The 20,345-nt window shown below is 41.1% G+C and carries 18 protein-coding genes and 1 other annotated feature; all 18 genes read left to right on the top strand.

Annotated elements, in window-relative coordinates; genetic code table 11:
* Positions 1–20 precede the first annotated feature (20 nt).
* Positions 21–1,136, top strand: a complete 1,116-nt coding sequence (gene citZ / locus ACGTNI_RS07255) for a citrate synthase (RefSeq protein ID WP_394461149.1) — start codon at positions 21–23, stop codon at positions 1,134–1,136.
* Between the two features lie 152 nt (positions 1,137–1,288).
* Positions 1,289–2,560 carry an NADP-dependent isocitrate dehydrogenase gene (icd, locus tag ACGTNI_RS07250; RefSeq protein ID WP_062447245.1) on the top strand — a complete coding sequence of 424 codons (1,272 nt, stop codon included), beginning with the start codon at positions 1,289–1,291 and terminating at the stop codon, positions 2,558–2,560.
* Positions 2,561–2,586: 26 nt separating this feature from the next.
* Positions 2,587–3,525, top strand: a complete 939-nt coding sequence (gene mdh / locus ACGTNI_RS07245; protein WP_394461147.1) for a malate dehydrogenase — start codon at positions 2,587–2,589, stop codon at positions 3,523–3,525.
* Positions 3,526–3,617: 92 nt separating this feature from the next.
* Positions 3,618–4,094 (top strand): MaoC/PaaZ C-terminal domain-containing protein, encoded by a 477-nt coding sequence (locus ACGTNI_RS07240; RefSeq protein WP_394461145.1) that lies wholly within the window; start codon positions 3,618–3,620, stop codon positions 4,092–4,094.
* Positions 4,095–4,296: 202 nt separating this feature from the next.
* Positions 4,297–4,992 carry a response regulator transcription factor gene (locus ACGTNI_RS07235; protein WP_394461143.1) on the top strand — a complete coding sequence of 232 codons (696 nt, stop codon included), beginning with the start codon at positions 4,297–4,299 and terminating at the stop codon, positions 4,990–4,992.
* The gene (gene pnpS, locus ACGTNI_RS07230; protein WP_394461141.1) at positions 4,993–6,738 is read left to right on the top strand and encodes a two-component system histidine kinase PnpS; all 1,746 of its coding nucleotides are present in this window, start codon (positions 4,993–4,995) and stop codon (positions 6,736–6,738) included.
* A gap of 288 nt (positions 6,739–7,026) precedes the next feature.
* On the top strand, positions 7,027–9,663 hold the full coding sequence (gene polA, locus ACGTNI_RS07225) for a DNA polymerase I (protein WP_394461140.1): 2,637 nt from the start codon (positions 7,027–7,029) through the stop codon (positions 9,661–9,663).
* Positions 9,664–9,680: 17 nt separating this feature from the next.
* A complete protein-coding gene (gene mutM, locus ACGTNI_RS07220) occupies positions 9,681–10,505 on the top strand; it encodes a DNA-formamidopyrimidine glycosylase (protein WP_394461138.1) in 825 nt (274 codons plus the stop codon).
* Between the two features lie 61 nt (positions 10,506–10,566).
* Positions 10,567–11,181, top strand: coding sequence for a sporulation membrane protein YtaF (gene ytaF, locus ACGTNI_RS07215; RefSeq protein WP_394461136.1), 615 nt, complete (start codon positions 10,567–10,569; stop codon positions 11,179–11,181).
* 11 nt (positions 11,182–11,192) lie between these two features.
* Positions 11,193–11,795, top strand: a complete 603-nt coding sequence (gene coaE, locus ACGTNI_RS07210; RefSeq protein ID WP_394461134.1) for a dephospho-CoA kinase — start codon at positions 11,193–11,195, stop codon at positions 11,793–11,795.
* Positions 11,796–11,944: 149 nt separating this feature from the next.
* Positions 11,945–12,979 (top strand): glyceraldehyde-3-phosphate dehydrogenase, encoded by a 1,035-nt coding sequence (locus tag ACGTNI_RS07205; protein WP_394461132.1) that lies wholly within the window; start codon positions 11,945–11,947, stop codon positions 12,977–12,979.
* A 241-nt stretch (positions 12,980–13,220) separates the two neighbouring features.
* Entirely contained in the window at positions 13,221–13,598 is a 378-nt protein-coding gene (gene speD / locus ACGTNI_RS07200) for an adenosylmethionine decarboxylase (RefSeq protein ID WP_062447217.1), read from the top strand.
* A 212-nt stretch (positions 13,599–13,810) separates the two neighbouring features.
* Positions 13,811–14,209 carry a cytosolic protein gene (locus ACGTNI_RS07195; RefSeq protein WP_085509072.1) on the top strand — a complete coding sequence of 133 codons (399 nt, stop codon included), beginning with the start codon at positions 13,811–13,813 and terminating at the stop codon, positions 14,207–14,209.
* Between the two features lie 38 nt (positions 14,210–14,247).
* Positions 14,248–14,706 (top strand): transcriptional regulator NrdR, encoded by a 459-nt coding sequence (gene nrdR / locus ACGTNI_RS07190; protein WP_085509071.1) that lies wholly within the window; start codon positions 14,248–14,250, stop codon positions 14,704–14,706.
* Positions 14,707–14,767: 61 nt separating this feature from the next.
* Positions 14,768–16,141, top strand: a complete 1,374-nt coding sequence (locus ACGTNI_RS07185; RefSeq protein ID WP_085509070.1) for a replication initiation and membrane attachment family protein — start codon at positions 14,768–14,770, stop codon at positions 16,139–16,141.
* Positions 16,142–16,161: 20 nt separating this feature from the next.
* The gene (dnaI, locus tag ACGTNI_RS07180; RefSeq protein ID WP_085509069.1) at positions 16,162–17,094 is read left to right on the top strand and encodes a primosomal protein DnaI; all 933 of its coding nucleotides are present in this window, start codon (positions 16,162–16,164) and stop codon (positions 17,092–17,094) included.
* A 110-nt stretch (positions 17,095–17,204) separates the two neighbouring features.
* Positions 17,205–18,050, top strand: coding sequence for a sporulation protein YtxC (gene ytxC / locus ACGTNI_RS07175; RefSeq protein ID WP_085509068.1), 846 nt, complete (start codon positions 17,205–17,207; stop codon positions 18,048–18,050).
* 55 nt (positions 18,051–18,105) lie between these two features.
* Positions 18,106–18,327, top strand: a binding site (T-box leader).
* Between the two features lie 60 nt (positions 18,328–18,387).
* On the top strand, positions 18,388–20,337 hold the full coding sequence (gene thrS / locus ACGTNI_RS07170; RefSeq protein WP_394461128.1) for a threonine--tRNA ligase: 1,950 nt from the start codon (positions 18,388–18,390) through the stop codon (positions 20,335–20,337).
* The last annotated feature ends 8 nt before the right edge of the window (positions 20,338–20,345 follow it).

Raw genomic sequence — 20,345 nt, 5'->3', positions numbered from 1 at the left:
AAATAAAGGAGAGAATGGGTATGACAGCAACTAAAGGTCTTGAAGGTATTATTGCAACGCAATCATCAATTAGTTCCATCATCGATGATCAATTGACATATGTCGGTTATGACATCGATGATTTAGCCGAGAATTCCAGTTTTGAGGAAGTTATTTATTTATTATGGAATCAAAAGTTACCTAATGAACAAGAACTTAAATCTTTAAAAGAAGATCTTGCTTCCAATATGGAACTTCCACAGGAAGTCATTGATCATTTGAAGTCTTATGATCTATCAACCGTACACCCAATGGCAGCTCTTCGTACGGCTGTATCTATGCTCGGTCTTTATGATTCTGAGGCTGACGTGATGGAAGAAGAAGCAAATAAACGTAAGGCTGTACGCCTGCAGGCGAAAATTCCTGCGATCGTTACAGCATTTGCTCGTCTTCGCAAAGGACAAGAGCCTATCAGTCCGAAAAAAGAATATAGTTTTGCAACTAATTTCCTTTACATGCTGAATGGAAAAGAGCCGGAGGATATCGAAGTGGAAGCTTTCAATAAAGCGCTTGTCCTCCACGCTGACCACGAATTGAATGCATCGACATTTACAGCACGAGTCTGCGTCGCGACATTGTCTGATGTCTACTCAGGTGTTACTGCGGCAATCGGCGCATTAAAAGGACCACTTCATGGCGGTGCGAATGAGCGTGTCATGAAAATGCTTACTGAAATTGGAGAAGTGGATAATGCTGTTCCTTACATTAAGGAAAAGCTCGAAAATAAAGAAAAAATCATGGGAATGGGACACCGGGTCTATCGTAAAGGTGATCCACGTGCTAAATTCCTGAAAGAAATGTCAAAAGAACTGACAAAACTGACAGGTCATTCCAAGTATTATGAAATGTCCATTAAGATTGAGGACTTTATCAAAGAAGAAAAAGGACTGCCGGCAAATGTAGATTTCTATTCCGCGTCTGTTTACCACAGTCTGGGAGTGGATCATGATTTATTTACGCCGATTTTCGCTGTCAGCCGTGTTTCTGGATGGTTAGCGCATATTCTTGAACAATATGATAATAACCGTCTGATTCGTCCGCGTGCTGAATATGTAGGACCAAAAGGACAGACATATAAGTCTCTTGACCAACGCTGAGATAATTCAGTGGTTCGGTCCTAAAAGGGTTCGTGATAATGAAAAGGGTATCACCTGAGTAATTATCCGCTAAATCCTTTTTATTCATGTTTATTTATCGTATGATAATGAATGTAATCCACATACCAACAACACATTAGGAGGTAATGAGATTGACACAAGCTGAAAAAATTACAGTAGAAAATGGAGTACTAAATGTACCTGATCGTCCGGTGATCCCGTTCATTGAAGGTGACGGAATCGGACCAGATATTTGGGCAGCTGCGAGCCGAGTAATTGAAGCAGCGGTTGATAAAGCCTATAACGGTGAAAAGAGTATCGAATGGAAGGAAGTTCTTGCTGGTCAGAAAGCGTATGACAACACTGGCGAGTGGCTCCCATCTGAAACCTTGGATACTATCCGTGACTATAAAATTGCAATTAAAGGACCATTGACTACACCAATCGGTGGCGGTATCCGTTCCTTGAACGTAGCTCTGCGTCAGGAACTTGACTTATTCACATGTCTTCGCCCAGTACGTTGGTTCACTGGTGTGCCGTCTCCTGTTAAACATCCGGAAGATACAGACATGGTTATTTTCCGTGAGAATACAGAAGACATTTATGCTGGTATCGAATGGCAGAAAGGTACACCAGAAGCGAAGAAAGTCATTGACTTCCTTCAAAATGAAATGGGTGTACATAATATCCGTTTCCCGGAAACTTCTGGTATTGGTGTTAAACCTGTGTCGGAAGAGGGGACAAAACGGATCGTCCGTGCAGCTATCGAGTATGCATTGAACGAAGGCCGTAAAAATGTCACATTGGTACACAAAGGCAATATCATGAAATTTACCGAAGGTGCATTTAAAGCCTGGGGATATGAAGTTGCAGAAGAGGAATTCGGTGACAAAGTATTCACATGGCGCCAGTACGATGAAATCGTAGAAAAAGATGGCAAGGATGCAGCGAACAAAGCTCAGGACGAAGCGGAACAAGCTGGCAAAATCATTGTGAAGGATGCCATTGCCGACATCTTCCTGCAACAAATTCTGACTCGTCCAAAAGAGTTTGATGTGGTAGCTACTATGAACTTGAATGGGGATTACATTTCTGATGCCCTTGCAGCTCAAGTAGGTGGAATCGGTATTGCGCCAGGTGCGAACATCAACCAGGAAACTGGACACGCTATTTTTGAAGCAACTCACGGTACTGCACCTAAATATGCTGGTCAAGACAAAGTAAACCCTTCATCTGTCATTCTTTCTGGTGTATTGATGCTTGAACACCTGGAGTGGAGAGAAGCAGCTAACCTGATTACCAAATCTATGGATAAAACGATTGGTAATAAAACCGTAACGTATGATTTCGCACGCATGATGGAAGGCGCTACAGAAGTGAAGACGTCTGAATTCGGTGATGCATTAATCAAAAACATGGACTAATCCACACGACAGGGAAGGGGATTAAAATGGGAATCACACGTAAAAAGATTTCAGTAATCGGTGGAGGTTTCACTGGTGCTACAACAGCACTGATGCTGGCTCAAAAAGAGCTGGGAGATGTAGTGTTGGTAGATATTCCTGATATGGAAGGCCCGACAAAAGGGAAAGCTTTGGATATGCTTGAAGCAAGCCCGGTGCAAGGGTTTGATTCCAATATCATCGGTACCGCCAGCTATGAAGATACGAAGGACTCTGATTTAGTGATAATCACTGCCGGAATCGCTCGTAAGCCTGGTATGAGCCGGGACGACCTCGTAAGCACCAACTCGAAAATAATGAAGAGTATTACGAAAGAAATCGTTAAGTACTCACCTGACTGCCTGATTGTTGTATTGACAAACCCGGTCGATGCAATGACTTACTCTGTATTTCAGGAAGCAGGCTTCCCTAAAAACCGCGTCATCGGTCAATCCGGTGTGCTTGATACAGCGCGCTTCCGTACGTTTGTAGCTCAAGAATTGAACCTGTCTGTTAAAGATATTACCGGATTTGTTCTAGGCGGACATGGGGATGATATGGTTCCATTAATCCGCTACTCTTTCGCAGGTGGTATCCCACTTGAAAAGCTCATTTCAAAAGAGCGCCTGGATGCAATCGTAGAACGTACCCGTAAAGGTGGCGGTGAAATCGTCAACCTTCTTGGCAACGGAAGTGCCTATTATGCTCCAGCCGCTTCTTTAGTCCAAATGGCAGAAGCTATTTTGAAGGATCAACGTCGTGTCATACCATCGATTGCCTACCTGGAAGGCGAGTATGGCTATGAAGGCATTTACCTCGGTGTACCAACCATTCTTGGTGGTAATGGTATCGAAGAAATCATCGAACTTGATTTGACGGATGAAGAAAAACAGCAGTTAGATAAGTCTGCAGAGTCTGTTAAAAAGGTTCTAACTATTTTACAATAAATATGAATGAATAATGGGGATTCGGGGGCAGTGCCTCGAATCCCTTTTATCAAAAAAAGAAAGAAAGCGTTTACAATGAAGGGGGCGATGTAATGATAGGAAAAAAACGCAAACTCGGCAAAAAAATTAATGAACTGAAGATTGGCGACCATTATACAACAGAAAAATCGATTGAAGATCGGGATCTGTTAATGTATTTAGGACTGTCTGATGATGCAAACCCGCTTTATATCCAGCACGATTATGCATCCCAAACACCGTTTAAGCGACCGGTAGCTCCGACGGTGATGCTGCAGGGAATGATTTCTTCTCTGATTTCCATGCAATTGCCAGGTCCAGGAAGTCACATTTTGCGGCAGGAGATGGATTTTCCCAAACCTGTATATCATTATGCCGATCTCTCTTTCCGATTAGAAGTTGTGGAAAAGGATACAGCAAAGCATTCTGTAACTTTATCAATCATAGTAAAAGATTCGGATGGCGATGATGTGATTAAAGGAGTAGCTGTAGTTTCTCCTCCTTACGAACCGGAATCCATGACTGCCAAATCTTTAGAGAATTTTTATTGATAGAACATGAATTAGTTAATACTGGCAGGAACGCTGTTATGAAGCCTTCCTGCCAGTTTTCTAATTGGTTCAGAAGAATAGGATTTAAGCCATAGGGAAGACTTTTACGAGACGAAAATCGCAGCCATCTATCAATTTCAACTATGTTCAAACGCAGATGTTCATTGTATGATTAAGATAGTTTCTTCGAGAGGTGATTAAAATGGCAGAAAAAATATTAATTGTAGATGATGAAGAATCTATCGTGACCTTGTTGAAGTACAATATTGAACAGGCAGGTTATGATACGGATGTAGCCTATGACGGTTCTGAAGCCTTACATAAAGCAGATGAGAATGATTATGACTTGATTGTTTTGGACATTATGCTGCCAGAATTAGATGGAATGGACGTGTGCAAACAACTCCGCATTAATAAGATGGATACCCCTATTCTTATGCTGACAGCCAAAGATGATGAATTCGACAAAGTCCTTGGACTGGAACTTGGAGCGGATGATTATTTGACCAAACCTTTTAGCCCAAGGGAAGTGGTAGCAAGAATAAAAGCAATTTTAAGACGGACCAATCGTACGGTTCAGGAAGAGAAGAAAGATACAATCGAGATAGCCGACCTGGTCATCTATCCGCAACAATATGAAGCTACTATCAATGGAAAGCAATTGATTTTTACACCGAAAGAGTTTGAATTACTATTATATCTTGCTAAGCATAAAGGAAAAGTCTTAGCACGAGATCAATTGTTAAGCGCTGTTTGGAACTATGATTTTGTTGGGGACACGAGAATCGTGGATGTTCATGTCAGCCACTTACGTGAGAAAATTGAACCGGATACTAAGAAACCGGTCTACATTAAAACCATACGTGGGTTAGGGTATAAAATGGAGGAGCCAAAATAAATGAGAGCTTATGCTCGCCCATTAATCACTTATACGCTTCTTGCCCTCCTCATCATGCTTGGATTAGGCGTTATACTAGCTCAGCTTACCCATGGTTATTTTGTTACTTTATTTGAGGAAAGAATCAAGAATGAAAGTGATTATTATGCTGAGGCATTTGAACGCTATGTCGAGGATGACCATTATGACATCGAAGGGCTGGAGAAATTCAGTCAGGAAATTAATTCTGCTTTTATTTTTTTCGGCGAAAATAATCAACTTCAAATTAATACTATGCCCATCATTCATAAAGAAAGTACAAATGAAAATGAAGCCATTGAAACAGCGACGGCTATGCAAATGGACGGGGCACCCGGACAGTTTGTAAGAAATGATTATTATTATCCTGTATCCCTGGATACCAACGAAGTTAAAGGTACACTGGTTGTCGTTACCCCTGTCGCATCGTTGGAAAATATCACAAAGAATATATGGCTCCTGATTTCTTTTACGATACTGCTTGGTTTAGTGATTATTGCCATTATCGTTTATAAGATATTTGAAAAATATATCAAACCGATCCGCTCAGCTGCTGATACAGCACACCAATTAGCAGAAGGTAATTATAAAGCAAGGACTTATGAAGGTTATTTTGGTGAAGCAAAAAAGTTAAGCGAATCGATTAATATTCTTGCTCGTAACCTGCAAGAGATGACCACAGAGCAAGATATGCAGGAAAATAGACTGGAAGCCGTTATCAATAACATGGGCAGTGGCCTATTAATGATTGATGAAAAAGGGTATATTCATCTGGTGAATCGTGCCTTCTTAAAAAGCTTTACCGGAAGCCCGAAAGAATACGTGGGCAGACTATATTATGATGCCATTCCTTATCCATCGATCCATGAAGCGATTCAATCGGTGTTCATGTTAGAAAAGACAGTAAGAGAAACTTTTGTCTTACCCATCAACATCGACCGAAAATATATGGAGATTACAGGTGCTCCTATTTTTAATGAAAGTGGAAAGTGGAAGGGAGTAGTTTTAGTCTTCCATGATATTACAGAGTTGAAGCGCCTGGAGCAAATGAGGAAGGATTTTGTTGCTAATGTTTCTCATGAATTAAAAACGCCGATCACTTCTATACGTGGATTCTCAGAAACTTTATTAGACGGGGCTATGAAGGATCCAGCCCTAGTCGATCAATTCCTTAATATTATTTATAAAGAAAGTACCAGGCTGCAAACATTGATAAAGGATCTGCTTGAGCTGTCAAAGCTTGAAAAAGCTGAATTTAATTTGAACCTGGAAAATATCAGGCTGGATCAGTTATTGCAGGATCTACTTACCATTATAGAACCCAGTGCGGAGAAGAAAGCTATTCGCATCCGAAAAGAGATGGAGCCAGATTCTTTGATAGAAGGTGATTCGGCGAGATTAAAACAACTTTTCCTCAATTTGCTGACAAATGCGGTAAGTTATAGCTCTCAAAATGGGGAAATTACGGTAATCCTTCGCCAGCTGGAAGAAAAGGTGCGTGTATCGATTACAGATACTGGAATCGGTATCCCGAAAGAAGAAATACCGAGGATATTTGAGCGGTTTTACCGGGTAGACAAAGCACGCAGTAGAAACTCTGGAGGAACCGGCCTCGGTCTGGCAATCGCAAAGCACATCCTGGAAGTTCACGAAGGGAAAATTGAGGTAGATAGTGAGCCTGGGAAAGGTACTACCTTCCATGTTACCTTGCCTAAACGTTTACACTAAATTAACAATTGCTTAATTTTTCCTTTAAGTTTGTTTGTTATGCTTTAATTGACCCCTTCATCCAGGGTGTTTCTCTTTCTAAAGCAGCCATTCACGGCTGCTTTTTTTATTGTCATTAGAGATATAAAGGAAGCAAAATTGCTCTATCCGAGGAGGGCTTTTTTCTTCTCTCATTCAATCATGGTAGAATAGATAGTGCAGTAATTTTACTTAGAAAACGAATGACAGAGAAAAGAAACATACAACCCTGGTCTGTGACCCGGAATAAAGTTTTGAAGGAGTGGAACCATGGCAGATAAGTTAGTCTTGATTGATGGAAATAGCATTGCTTACCGTGCATTTTTTGCCTTGCCATTGTTAAATAACGATAAAGGTATTTATACGAACGCAGTATATGGTTTTACTACAATGCTTCTAAGGATTTTAGAAGAGGATCAACCCGATCACATTCTGGTAGCGTTTGATGCAGGTAAGACCACATTCCGTCATAAAACATATGGGGATTATAAAGGTGGCAGACAAAAGACCCCGCCTGAACTTTCAGAACAATTCCCTGTACTGAAGGAATTGTTGGATGCGTTCAGCATTCCGCATTATCAGCTGGAACAATATGAAGCGGATGACATTATCGGCACGTTGTCCCAAAGTGCCGAGAAAAAAGGCTGGGACGTCAATGTAATTTCAGGGGATAAAGACCTTCTTCAGCTGGTTTCTGATCATATCGATGTCACTTTAACGAGAAAAGGAATTTCAAACGTGGAAAAATATGATCCGGCTTTTCTTGCGGATAAAATGGGAATTCGTCCGGATCAGGTTATTGATTTGAAAGCATTGATGGGAGATAATTCCGATAACATTCCAGGGGTACCTGGAGTTGGAGAAAAAACCGCCGTTAAATTACTGAAGCAATTTGATACATTGGAGAACCTCTATGAGAACATTACGGAAGTGAAAGGTAAGCTGAAGGAAAAACTGGAAAATCATAAAGATGATGCCTTTATGAGTAAGCAGCTGGTCACGATCAAAAGAGACTCACCTGTCACCATCGGTTTGGAAGATTTGACCTATGAAGGGTATAGTAATCGGGACGTAAGCAATATTTTTAAAGACCTGGGATTTCAATCGCTGTTAGGGCGAGTGGATGGTTCCGATCAGCAAGCGGAAGAGGCAGCAGAAGAGCTTCCTGAAATAGAAGTGGAACACGTAACAGAATTAACTGATGAAGTGTTAACTGGTACAGAAGCAATATTTGTAGAGATGCTGCACGAAAATTATCACCAGGCTGAAATCGAAGGTATTGCCATCGTCAATAAAGATAAGAACTATTTTATTCCGGTAGATATCGCTGCCGAGTCTGATGTTTTTTGTGAGTGGGCTAAAAATGCTCAGAAGCGAAAATGGGTATTTGACGCAAAAAGAACGGTAGTTGCACTGTTGCGTAAAGGCATTCATTTAAAAGGAGTGGACTTTGATCTTCTGCTTGCTTCCTATTTGATTAATCCATCGGAAAACAACCATGACATTCCATCTATTGCCCACCGAATGGGAGAAACTTCGGTTCAATATGATGAAGAAGTCTATGGAAGAGGAGCTAAAATCAAGCGGCCTGATGACGAGAAGTTAGCAGAGCATATGGCTAGAAAAGCTACCTTGCTTTATAAACTGAAAGACAAAGTTGAAGAACAATTGAAAGATAACCATCAGTTAGAATTATATCATGATCTGGAAATGCCTCTCGCCTTGATACTTGGTGAGATGGAACACCTCGGTGTCCAGGTGGATGTGGACCGTTTGAAAGATATGGGGGAGGAACTGCGCACCCGCCTGAAAGAAATCGAAGAGCAGGTTTATGATCTGGCAGGTGAAACATTCAACTTGAATTCACCAAAGCAGCTCGGCCCGATATTATTTGATAAATTAGGATTACCAGTTATTAAAAAAACAAAGACAGGCTATTCCACCTCTGCGGATGTGTTAGAACAGTTAGAAGATAAGCATGAGATTATCCCTAAAATATTAATCTACAGGCAGTTGGGGAAATTGCAGTCCACATACATTGAAGGTCTTTTAAAAGTTGTCGATAATGATACTCATAAAATCCATACTCGCTTTAATCAGGCCCTGACACAGACGGGGAGGTTGAGTTCGACGGATCCAAATTTGCAAAATATACCAATACGTTTGGAGGAAGGGCGGAAGATACGTCAGGCATTTATTCCTTCTAAACCAGGCTGGGTGATGTTTGCAAGTGATTATTCTCAGATTGAACTTCGGGTGCTTGCTCATATTGCTCAAGACGAAAAGCTGATTGCTGCTTTTAAAGAAGGACGGGATATTCATACCCAGACAGCGATGGAAGTATTCAAAGTAGAAGCAGAAGCGGTTACCGGTGAAATGCGCAGGCATGCGAAAGCTGTAAACTTTGGGATTGTATATGGAATTAGTGAATATGGTCTATCCCAAAGCCTTAGTATTACACGTAAAGAAGCTAAAGAATTTATTGACCGCTATTTAGAAAGTTATCCAGGTGTAAAAGTTTATATGGAAGAAACTGTACGTAATGCCAAGCAAACTGGTTTTGTCACAACATTCATGAATAGAAAAAGATTCTTACCGGATTTAACAAGCCGGAACTTTAATCGCCGGAATGCAGCAGAACGAACAGCTATGAATACACCTATTCAGGGAAGTGCAGCTGATATCATTAAAAAAGCGATGATCGACTTGCATCACCGTCTTGATGAGGAGAAGTTGGAAGCAAACCTGCTTTTACAAGTCCATGACGAACTAATTCTGGAAGCTCCGGAAGAAGAAATTGAACAGCTGAAGAAAATTGTACCAGATGTGATGGAAAACACCGTAGAGTTAGACGTGCCACTGAAAGTTGATTCATCGTACGGGCCGACCTGGTACGACGCAAAATAATAAAGGGGAAGTAAAGTATGCCAGAATTACCAGAGGTAGAAACAGTGAGGCAGACCTTGCGCCAATTAATACTGAATAAAAAAATCACTGATGTGACGGTATTATGGGAGAATATCGTCAAACTTCCATTAGAGACGGAAGCTTTCAGGCAGGAATTAAAGGGTCAGACAGTTAGAGAAATCAATCGTAAAGGTAAATTCTTAATTGTGGAATTTGATGACATCGCCATGGTCTCTCACCTACGAATGGAAGGGAAATATGGTGTTTATCCTGCAGCAGAACCACGAAAAAAACATACGCATGTCATCTTTCAATTAGATGACGGTACGGAGCTTCGTTATAACGATGTCCGTAAATTCGGGACTATGCATCTATTTAAAAAAGGGGAAGAAAGACATCAGAAACCGCTCGCTCTGCTCGGTCCAGATCCATTCGATTCCTCTTTTACCCTTGATTATTTTTATAATAGATTGCAAAAGACACAACGTTCTATCAAAGCAGTATTGTTAGATCAAAGTATTGTGGCCGGCCTGGGAAATATCTATGTCGATGAAACCTTATTCCGGGCTGGTATCCATCCAGAGCGTAAAGCAAATACCCTCACTTCCGGGGAAGTGGATAAGGTCAGGTGTGCTGCAATAGAAACGCTTCAGGAAGCGGTTGAACAGGGAGGTACTACCATTCGCTCCTATGTCAACAGTCAGGGACAGATCGGTAAGTTTCAGCAACGTCTGTTTGTTTATGGAAAAGAAGAGGAGCCCTGCCAGCAGTGTGGAGAACCGATTGAAAAAATCAGAGTCAGTAACCGCGGCACTCATTTCTGTCGTAATTGTCAACAGTAACACACTGTGAATAGATCCCCATATACTATCTCATATTCCGATTGCAGAAGGAGATCGTATAATGGGAGTCTATGTAACCTTGATTTTACTCGTCATGGCTGTCAGTCTGGACAGCCTGGGACTAGGAGTCGTTTATGGACTGAAGAAAATAAGGCTTTCTTTCCTGCCGATGATGATGATTGCCGGGTTATCAGCGCTGATATTTTATGTAGCTATCACGGCAGGCAACATGTTAAATGATTTCCTTCCTGAACATGCAGGGGAAAATTTAGGTGCCTTTATACTGATTGGCCTTGGAGCATGGTTTTTGATTCAATTAATCATGCCTTCCAAAGAATCAGGAGAAGAAAAAGAGCCTTCAACCTGGTCTTCGCCTTCTGATATATTAAAAGACCCGGAGCTTGCGGATATGGATAACTCGGGTTCCATCAAAGGCTGGGAAGCAGTTCTGTTGGCTATGGCTTTATCGTTAGACACATTAGGAGCGGGTATAAGTGCAGCATTCATGAAGCTCCCCTCACTTATTACCGCATTATCTATTGGTTTTATGACCAGCTTTTTATTATACACAGGGCTTAAGCTCGGGCACCGCTTTAGCAAATGTGAATGGGTGGATAAGGCAGTGGTCGTGCCCGGGATCATGTTAATACTTCTGGGGATCTTCAAGTTAGTTTAAGGAGGGATTCTGTGACACTTGTTATTGGGCTTACAGGCAGTATAGCCAGTGGAAAAAGTACCGTTTCATTAATGTTTGATGACTATAATATACCTGTAATTGATGCAGATAAATTATCCAGGGAAGTTGTAAAGCCTGGGGAAAAAGCCTATCAGGAAATCGTCACGGAATTTGGCGAAACTATTCTAAGAGAAGATGGTGCAATCGACCGCAAAAAATTAGGATCGATCATCTTTCAGGATGAAGAGAAAAGAAAAGTATTGAACAGTATTGTCCACCCGGCTGTACGCCAACGTATGATCGAGCAGCGTGACTATTATTGTAACCAGGAAGTACCTGCTGTGGTATTGGATATCCCTTTACTTTTTGAAAGTAAGTTAACTCATTTTGTTGACAAAACCATAGTGGTTTATGTAGATGAAGATGTGCAGATCAATCGATTAGTGGAAAGGGATGATTCCAGCAGAGAAGAGGCTTTGCAAAGAATAAAAGCCCAGCTTCCAGTTAAAGAAAAAGCAGAAATGGCAGATGAGGTCATTGATAATAACGGAAGCAAACAAGAATCATATCAGCAATTGACTACCATTCTTAGAAAGTGGAAGGTTATTGGATGATTTAATAGGTATTTTTTAGGGAACGACGCTATTAGGCGTCGTTTTTTTAAAGAAAACATGAACTTTATTGACCATGAATGCTTACAATGTGTTATACTATTTGTGAAAATTAACCGTCAAAAGTATATCATATATAGGAGGCTCTTATTATGAATAAAACCCGCATCGCTATTAATGGTCTAGGCAGAATTGGACGTATGGTACTACGAAGAGCAATAATGGAGGAAACTCTCGATGTAGTGGCCATAAATGCGAGCTATCCTGCCGAAACACTTGCTCACATGATTAAATATGATAGTGTACACGGGCGTTTTAGCAAAGAAGTGAAAGCGCTTAATGATAGCTTGGAAATAGATGGAAAAGAAATAAAGTTATGCTCTACACGTGATCCTCGGGAACTGCCGTGGAAACATCTGGATATTGATGTAGTAATTGAAGCCACCGGAAAATTTAAAACGAAAGAAGATGCTGGTCTGCATCTGGAAGCCGGTGCTAAAAAGGTAGTGATAACTGCTCCAGGCAAACAGGTAGATGCCACGATTGTTATGGGCGTAAACGGGGACGAATATGACACGGCAAAACATGACGTGATCTCTAATGCGTCTTGTACAACCAACTGTCTTGCTCCTGTCGTAAAGGTGCTCGATGATGAGTTTGGTATTGAAAATGGATTAATGACTACCGTACACGCATTTACAGGAGATCAGAAAAATGTTGATAACCCTCATAAAGATTTACGCAGGGCTCGAGGCTGTACGCAATCGATTATCCCTACCTCTACAGGAGCAGCGAAAGCATTGGGTGAAGTACTCCCTCATATGAATGGCAAGCTGCATGGTATGGCTTTGCGTGTACCGACACCTAACGTGTCACTTGTTGATTTGGTTGTCGATTTGAAACAGGATGTTACAGCAGAACAAATCAATGAAACATTTAAGCAGGCGGCAGATCATGGCTTGAAAGGCATCCTGCAATATAGTGATGAACCACTGGTTTCCATTGATTATACGACGTCTGAATTCTCTTCTATCATTGATGGCCTGTCAACAATGGTCATGAGTGATAGAAAAGTGAAAGTATTGGCATGGTACGACAATGAATGGGGCTATTCCTGCCGCGTCGTCGACCTTGCAAAGCACGTTGGCAGCAAGCTGATGCAAAAGAAAGAAGCACATGTTTCTTAATAACAGGACTATCCCCCATTAAGATGGAAAAGGAAATATTTCCAAGGTTTATCCATGATGTTAAATAATTAACTTGCAAAACAAGGGTAAACCATATATAATTTCTTTGAACTTCTGAATTCTTGCAATCAGATGGCTACTCAAAGGGTTAGGACCTCTCTGGACTAACTTTCCCCCGTGGTAGTTATTTCCGTAGTATTCGGAAGTCGATCTTTAACCGTTAAAAGGGGGATACCATATTATGGATACAATGGGAAGACATGTTATTGCGGAATTATGGAACTGCAATATGGATAAATTGAACGACATCAACTATATTGAAAAAGTTTTCGTTGATGCTGCACTTAGAGCAGGAGCTGAAGTGAGGGAGGTAGCTTTTCACAAGTTTGCCCCACATGGAGTCAGCGGTGTGGTCATCATTTCTGAATCACACTTGACTATCCACAGCTTTCCTGAACATGGCTATGCTAGTATAGACGTATATACATGCGGAGATAGAATAGACCCGAATGTTGCTGCTGATTATATATCAGAAGCATTAGAAGCACAAACAAATGAAAGTGTAGAGGTCCCACGTGGAATGGGACCTGTAGAGGTACAACAGACAAAAGCTTTATAAAGAAAGATAGGAAAGCCACTAGACGCCTGCGTCTGTGGCTTTTTTGGTGTTGCAGAGAACAACAAGGACTTGAATAGTTGTTCATTTAACAATAGGCATGTTTCTACATATTATCCGACATTTTTTGCTGTCATCATTTATGCTTTACTAAAAAACATGTTAAAATAAAATAAGTATAAGCACGGAAGAGGGAAATCGAGAAGGAGATACGCATGAAAAAGTTTATTTCAAAGTATTTAACGAGTCACTCAGAGACAAGGGAAAATCATGAGGACGAGGCGTTACAGACCCATTACTATAAGACGACTAAAGATAAAGCATTACAGGCTGTACTGGAAGTTTTTGAGGGAGGAGAATATAGTATCCTTTCTACTTCAGAGGAACATGGAGAAGTCAGCGTCAATTACAAAGGGAAGAAGAAAGCTTTTATTGTTGCCAGTATCGTAATGGTCAAGCCGTTCCGGACAGCGGTGGATTTCTCTGTAAGTACCGAATCTGGCGGCCCTGTAGACTTTGGCTTCAGCAGGAATCTGATTATCCAGTTAAATGAAAAGCTGAAGAAACGATTGCCTTACTTGGAAACCTCGATGGCCAATAAATTGAATCAATAGAATAAATGCTTGTTGTATAGCGGTGGAGATGATCGTAAGTGAGATGCCCAAATTGCCAATTTAAAAATACCAAGGTGCTGGATTCGCGACCAATTGAGGAAGGCAGAGCGATTCGCAGACGTAGAGAATGCGAACAGTGTGGATTCCGGTTCACCACTTTTGAGCGGATTGAAGAAGTGCCTCTTATTGTCGTGAAAAAAGAAGGGACAAGAGAGGAATTCAGTCGTGAAAAGTTGATGCGAGGTCTGATTAAGGCTTGTGAAAAAAGACCCGTCGCTTTAGAAGAAATAGAGACAATTGCTTTAGAAGTGGAAAAGGAATTAAGGAATCAGGGTAATTCAGAAGTAATGAGTGAAGATATCGGAGAAATGGTGATGGAACGGCTGGCTAAAGTGGATGACGTCGCTTATGTACGTTTTGCATCCGTTTATCGTCAATTTAAAGATATTAATGTTTTTCTGGATGAATTAAAAGATTTAATTAAACGGGAAGACTGATGTCCGGGAAGCTAAGCCGGGCTCTTTTTTCTTTTTATTTCGGTTATTGGGGGTGGAGATGATGAATCAATCGATTGGTAAACTATTGCCGGTAGACGGATATTGTGTGCAATTGAATGGAAGCGTACCAAGAGACTATGGGAATGCATTGTCTCACTTATACCAGCCGATCATTGGTGTAGAAGCAGTCACGCTTTATCAGACGCTGTTAAGTGAATATGATTTAGCAGCGGAACCTGAAGTCCATTCGCATCATACATTGATGAATTATTTAGCGATGCCCCTTGACCGAATATATAATGCCCGTAGAAAATTGGAAGCTATTGGTTTGATGCAGACCCTTTCTACGGAGGAAGAGTCGCGCGCCTGCTATATTTATAATTTACAGCCACCATTTTCACCGGAACAATTCTTTTATGATGATATGCTCTCTTTATTACTTAATCATGAATTGGGAGCAGATAAGTACAACAAGCTGCGGAACCGTTTTATGAGAGTGAAATATCCACTAACAGACTGTGAAAATATAACGGCGTCGTTCGATGAAATATTTCATGACTACCAGACATCTGGACCTGCATTTACTGCAAGAATGGCGGAAAAAGATTCGACCCTGGTCACGTTGCAGCAAGCAAACGGTCCTCTTTTGCAGGATGACCGCATCGATTTCAACTGGATATATCAATCATTAAAAGAAAAAATGTATCCAGCTGAAAAAATTTTGAATGTCCGTTATAAACGAATCATGATGCAGCTTGCTTCGTTATATGATTTGTCCTCCCAGGATTTAGAAAAAGCGATCGGATGGGCTTTGAATGAAGAGAATCAACTGAACGTGGCCGAGTTGAAAGAGGCTTGCCATGATCTGTCGCCGAAAAAAGGGAAAGTCACTTCCATGAAAACGGTAGAAACCAGGGATAAATGGACAGACAAACAAGCAGACGATGTAAAGACTTCAAAAGAAGAACAATTCATCTCGATGCTGGAAAGAAAATCACCGAAAGAACTTCTGGAGGACTTGTCCACTGGTAATAAAGCTTCTGAGCAAGATCTGAAGCTGATTCGTGATGTAATGACGGAACAGGGATTATCACCAGGTGTCATGAATGTCCTCGTACATTATGTCCTCTTGAAAACGGATATGAAATTATCTAAAGCATATTTAGAGAAAATTGCGAGCCATTGGGCAAGAAAAAATGTTACTACTGTACGCCAGGCTATGACAATGGCAAAAGCTGAACATCAAAAGTATCAGCAATGGGGAAAAAATAATAAAAGCAGAGGGAAGAAACAAACGAAAGAGATTATACCCGATTGGTTCAAAGAAAACCAAAATGATGGCAAACAGCAGCAGGAAGAGAAAAAGAGCAATAGCAAAATTAACAAAGAAGAAATTGCTGCTCGAATCAAACGGATAACGAATAATGGAAATTGAAAAACAGGGTGTGATGGAAAATGGAACCGATACAATCCTCTCTTAAAAGGTGGATGCGTGAAAATAAAAACTTCCAGGGGCATTTTACTAAGATTAAACAGGAACTGTTGGCATCTCCAAATGTGCAATCCTTACTTCGTAAATATCCCGAATTGAATGAGCAAGCATTGGAAAAGCAGCTGATGAAGCTTTATGAATACGAGAGCCAATCTAAAAAATGTGAGCAGTGCCCTTCTTTAGAGGGTTGTATCAATATTCTTCCAGGTCATACTCCGCACCTCACGGTAGAGGGAAAGCAGCTCCACCTTTCCTATGATAAATGTCCCAGGAAAGTAAGGCAGGAACAGCAGCAGAAACAGGAATCTTTAGTGAAAAGTCTTTATATGCCAAAAGAAATTCTGGAAGCCAGTTTAGATCGTATTGATTTATCAGATGATGATCGAGCAGATGCTATTGCCCGCATGATTAGTTACCTGGAAGGAATAAATGACGAACTCCCGAAGAAAGGGTTGTATTTTCATGGCCCATTCGGTGTAGGGAAAACGTATTTCTTAGGTGCAGTAGCCAATCGTTTAAGTGAAAAGAATATTCCTTCGATGATTATTTATATGCCGGAGTTTGTGAGAGAAATGAAATCCTCGATTAAAGATGATACTTTGAACGAAAAAATTCAGGCATTTAAAACAGTCCCTGTACTGATGCTGGATGATATAGGGGCAGAATCTCAATCGGCCTGGTTCCGGGATGAAATACTTGGCTCCATTCTTCAGTACAGGATGATGGAGCGGCTGCCTGTATTTTTCAGTTCCAATTACAATATGAAGGAACTTCAGGAAGTTTTCACGACTTCGAATCGCGGTGATGTAGAACGTGTCAAAGCTTCACGGATCATTGAACGGATTAAACAGGTCAGTGAAGTGATACCTTTATATGGTGATAATCGTAGAAATTGAATAACTTTTCCGCTATGCCTATACAGTTATCGAACTGTATGGGCATTTTTTCATCTCCTTGTCCATATAGATAGAATAGATTGATTGTTGTTAGGGGGAACGGGGCTGATATGATACGTTTCTTTTTCATTTCAAGGCAAGAGACGATAACATTTTGTGATGCAATTATGCGGGAAGGTGCAAAGTTCGAAGTCCAATGGAAGGGGGATGATAAAGGCGGAAATCAAGTCTCTCTATTTGGAAGTGATTGGGGAGAGAGGGAAAGAGATATATTAGTTAATATATTATTAGAAGTGGTTTTCAAATACCGACTCCCATCATGGCAAAAACAACTAATCATGAAAAAATTCTATTATCAGGATGAAGAAGAAATCAACCGGATTATTGAGATATGTGAGTGGCTGAATGATAGTGAACAACGTAAAAAGCTAGGTGTTAACTTGCCATCGCTGGAGGAGAGCATCAAATCTTTTATTCGAAAAAGAATACAATTGAAAAGTGTTGTGAATTTCAATGAAATTATGCCTTTTTGTTTTCAGCATGCACGGTCACTATTGCTGAATTATATCGGTGCGGCACTCGATGAATTTAAGCGAGAAGAGGAGTATTTATTGTGGGTGGATTCTTTACGTCATTATATGAAAGATAAGCACTCAAAAGTGGACGAACTGCATCTTCTTCAGCGACAACAAATTCATTTTTATAGAAAAGACGGTAGTCTTTTATCTAAAATGGAGATTAAGTCATTGCTAAAAAAAGAACCGATACGTATATTTTCAGGTGAAAATGACGATTATAGTATCATGGCTGCATTGGTTTATGCACCTAAGAAAATTTACCTTTACGGAGACCCTTTTGAGCCGAAGATTCAAACAATCATTAATATCTTCCAGGAAAAAGCAATTTGTAAGCCGGTTCAGGCTTTTCCTTTTCATCACCCGTCCCATGCCCATTAAAAATGGGCTTGATTTCTCTTGGCACTATCGCTATAATACGTACATATCCTATAACATCAAGGTAACGATGAGGACACGGACGAAAGTCATCGATGCGAAAGAGAGGGAAGCCGCCGGCTGAAAGCTTCCTGCATACGAGCTTCTGTTCACCACCTCTGAACCCTTTCTGTGAACAGTGCAGTAGCAGAAAGCGTATGGTCTGCGTTAAAGATGTCAATGAGCCGCATAAATTTTGCGGGAATTAGGGTGGAACCGCGAGTCAACGCTCGTCCCTTTGCCAATTGGGCAGAGGGATGGGCGTTTTTTATTTATACAAAAAAGATAGGAGTGAAAGGTCATGTCTGAACAAATTCAAATCACTTTCCCGGACGGCAATGTCAAAGGTTTTTCTAAAGGAACGACAGGGGAAGATATAGCAGGAGATATTTCGCCCGGCCTGAAGAAACAAGCACTTGCCATTAAGCTTAATGGGGAGATGTATGATTTACGCAGGCCAATAGAACAGGATGGAGCTGTCGAAATCATCACATATAAAAACCCGGAAGGGCTGGAGGTTCTTCGGCACTCTACAGCTCATCTCATGGCCCAGGCCTTAAAACGGTTATACGGGAATGTAAAACTGGGGGTCGGACCTGTTATTGAAAGTGGCTTTTACTATGATATCGATATGGAAGAATCCTTGACGCCGGAAGACCTTCCTAAAATCGAAAAGGAAATGAAAAAGATAGTCAATGAAAACCTGGAAATCGAACGGTTAGAAGTGAGCCGGGAAAAAGCGAAAGAAATGTATCGGGATATCGGGGATGATCTTAAGATTGAACTGATCGAGGATATTCCTGAAGGTCAACCGATTACAATTTATAAACAAGGAGAATTTTTCGATCTGTGCCGTGGTGTACACGTGCCGCAGACAAGCAAAATCAAGATCTTCAAACTACTCAGCATTTCAGGGGCCTACTGGCGTGGTGACAGCAACAATAAAATGCTGCAGCGTATTTATGGTACGGCTTTTGAAAAACAAGGGCAACTGGATGAGTACCTTCGTCTTCTTCAGGAAGCGAAGGAACGCGACCACCGTAAACTGGGTAAAGAACTGGAGATTTTTACTGTCAATCAAAAAGTCGGCCAAGGGCTGCCGTTATGGCTGCCGAAAGGAGCAACTATTCGCCGTACCATTGAACGTTATATTGTTGATTTAGAGGAACGTCTTGGTTATGACCATGTCTATACTCCGGTATTAGGGAGTGTCGATTTATATAAAACAAGCGGGCACTGGGATCATTATAAAGATGATATGTTTCCGGTCATGGAAATGGATAACGAAGACCTGGTACTTCGCCCGATGAACTGTCCCCATCATATGATGGTATATAAAAATCAATTGCACAGCTATCGTAACCTGCCTGTTCGCATCGCAGAATTAGGAACTATGCATCGCCATGAAATGTCCGGTGCATTAGCCGGTTTACAGAGAGTCCGTGCGATGACTTTAAATGATGCTCATATCTTCAGTCGCCCAGACCAGTTGAAAGACGAATTCATACGGGTTGTCCGACTCGTTCAGGCCGTTTATGAAGACTTTGGTATCACTGATTATTATTTCCGTTTGTCTTACCGTGACCCGGAGGATAAAGAGAAATATGTCGACAATGATGAAATGTGGAACAAAGCCCAGGCCATGTTGAAGGAGACTATGGAAGATCTTGGGGTAGAGTATGTAGAGGCAGAAGGAGAAGCTGCATTCTATGGCCCGAAACTTGATGTCCAAGTCAAAACAGCACTTGGAAAAGATGAAACACTCTCTACTGTACAGTTGGACTTCCACTTGCCAGAGCGGTTTGATCTGACTTATGTTGGTGAAGATGGTAAAGACCACCGCCCAGTTGTTATTCACCGCGGTGTCGTATCGACTATGGAACGTTTTGTCGCATTTCTGATTGAAGAGTATAAGGGCGCGTTCCCTACTTGGCTTGCTCCTGTCCAGGCAAAAATTATTCCAGTATCAGCAGATGCTCACTTGGATCATGCTAAGAAGCTTGAAGATGAACTGCGTGAAGCGGGCATTCGAGTCGAAGTGGACGAACGTGACGAAAAAATCGGTTATAAAATCCGCGAAGCCCAAATCCAAAAAGTACCATTCGCACTTGTTATCGGAGATAAAGAAATCGAACACAATTCTGTTAATGTCCGTCGTTATGGAGAAAAGAATTCTGAGACTAAGCCATTGGATATATTCAAGTCAGAAATCACAAACGAAATCGAGCAGAAAATCCTGACTAAAAAGTAATCGGTTAT

The organism is Thalassobacillus sp. B23F22_16 (genome assembly GCF_043496955.1).
Taxonomy (GTDB): Bacteria; Bacillota; Bacilli; order Bacillales; family Halobacillaceae; genus Thalassobacillus; species Thalassobacillus devorans_A.
Note: the sequence above shows the minus strand (reverse complement) of the source record. Positions and strands in the feature narration are given on the sequence as shown.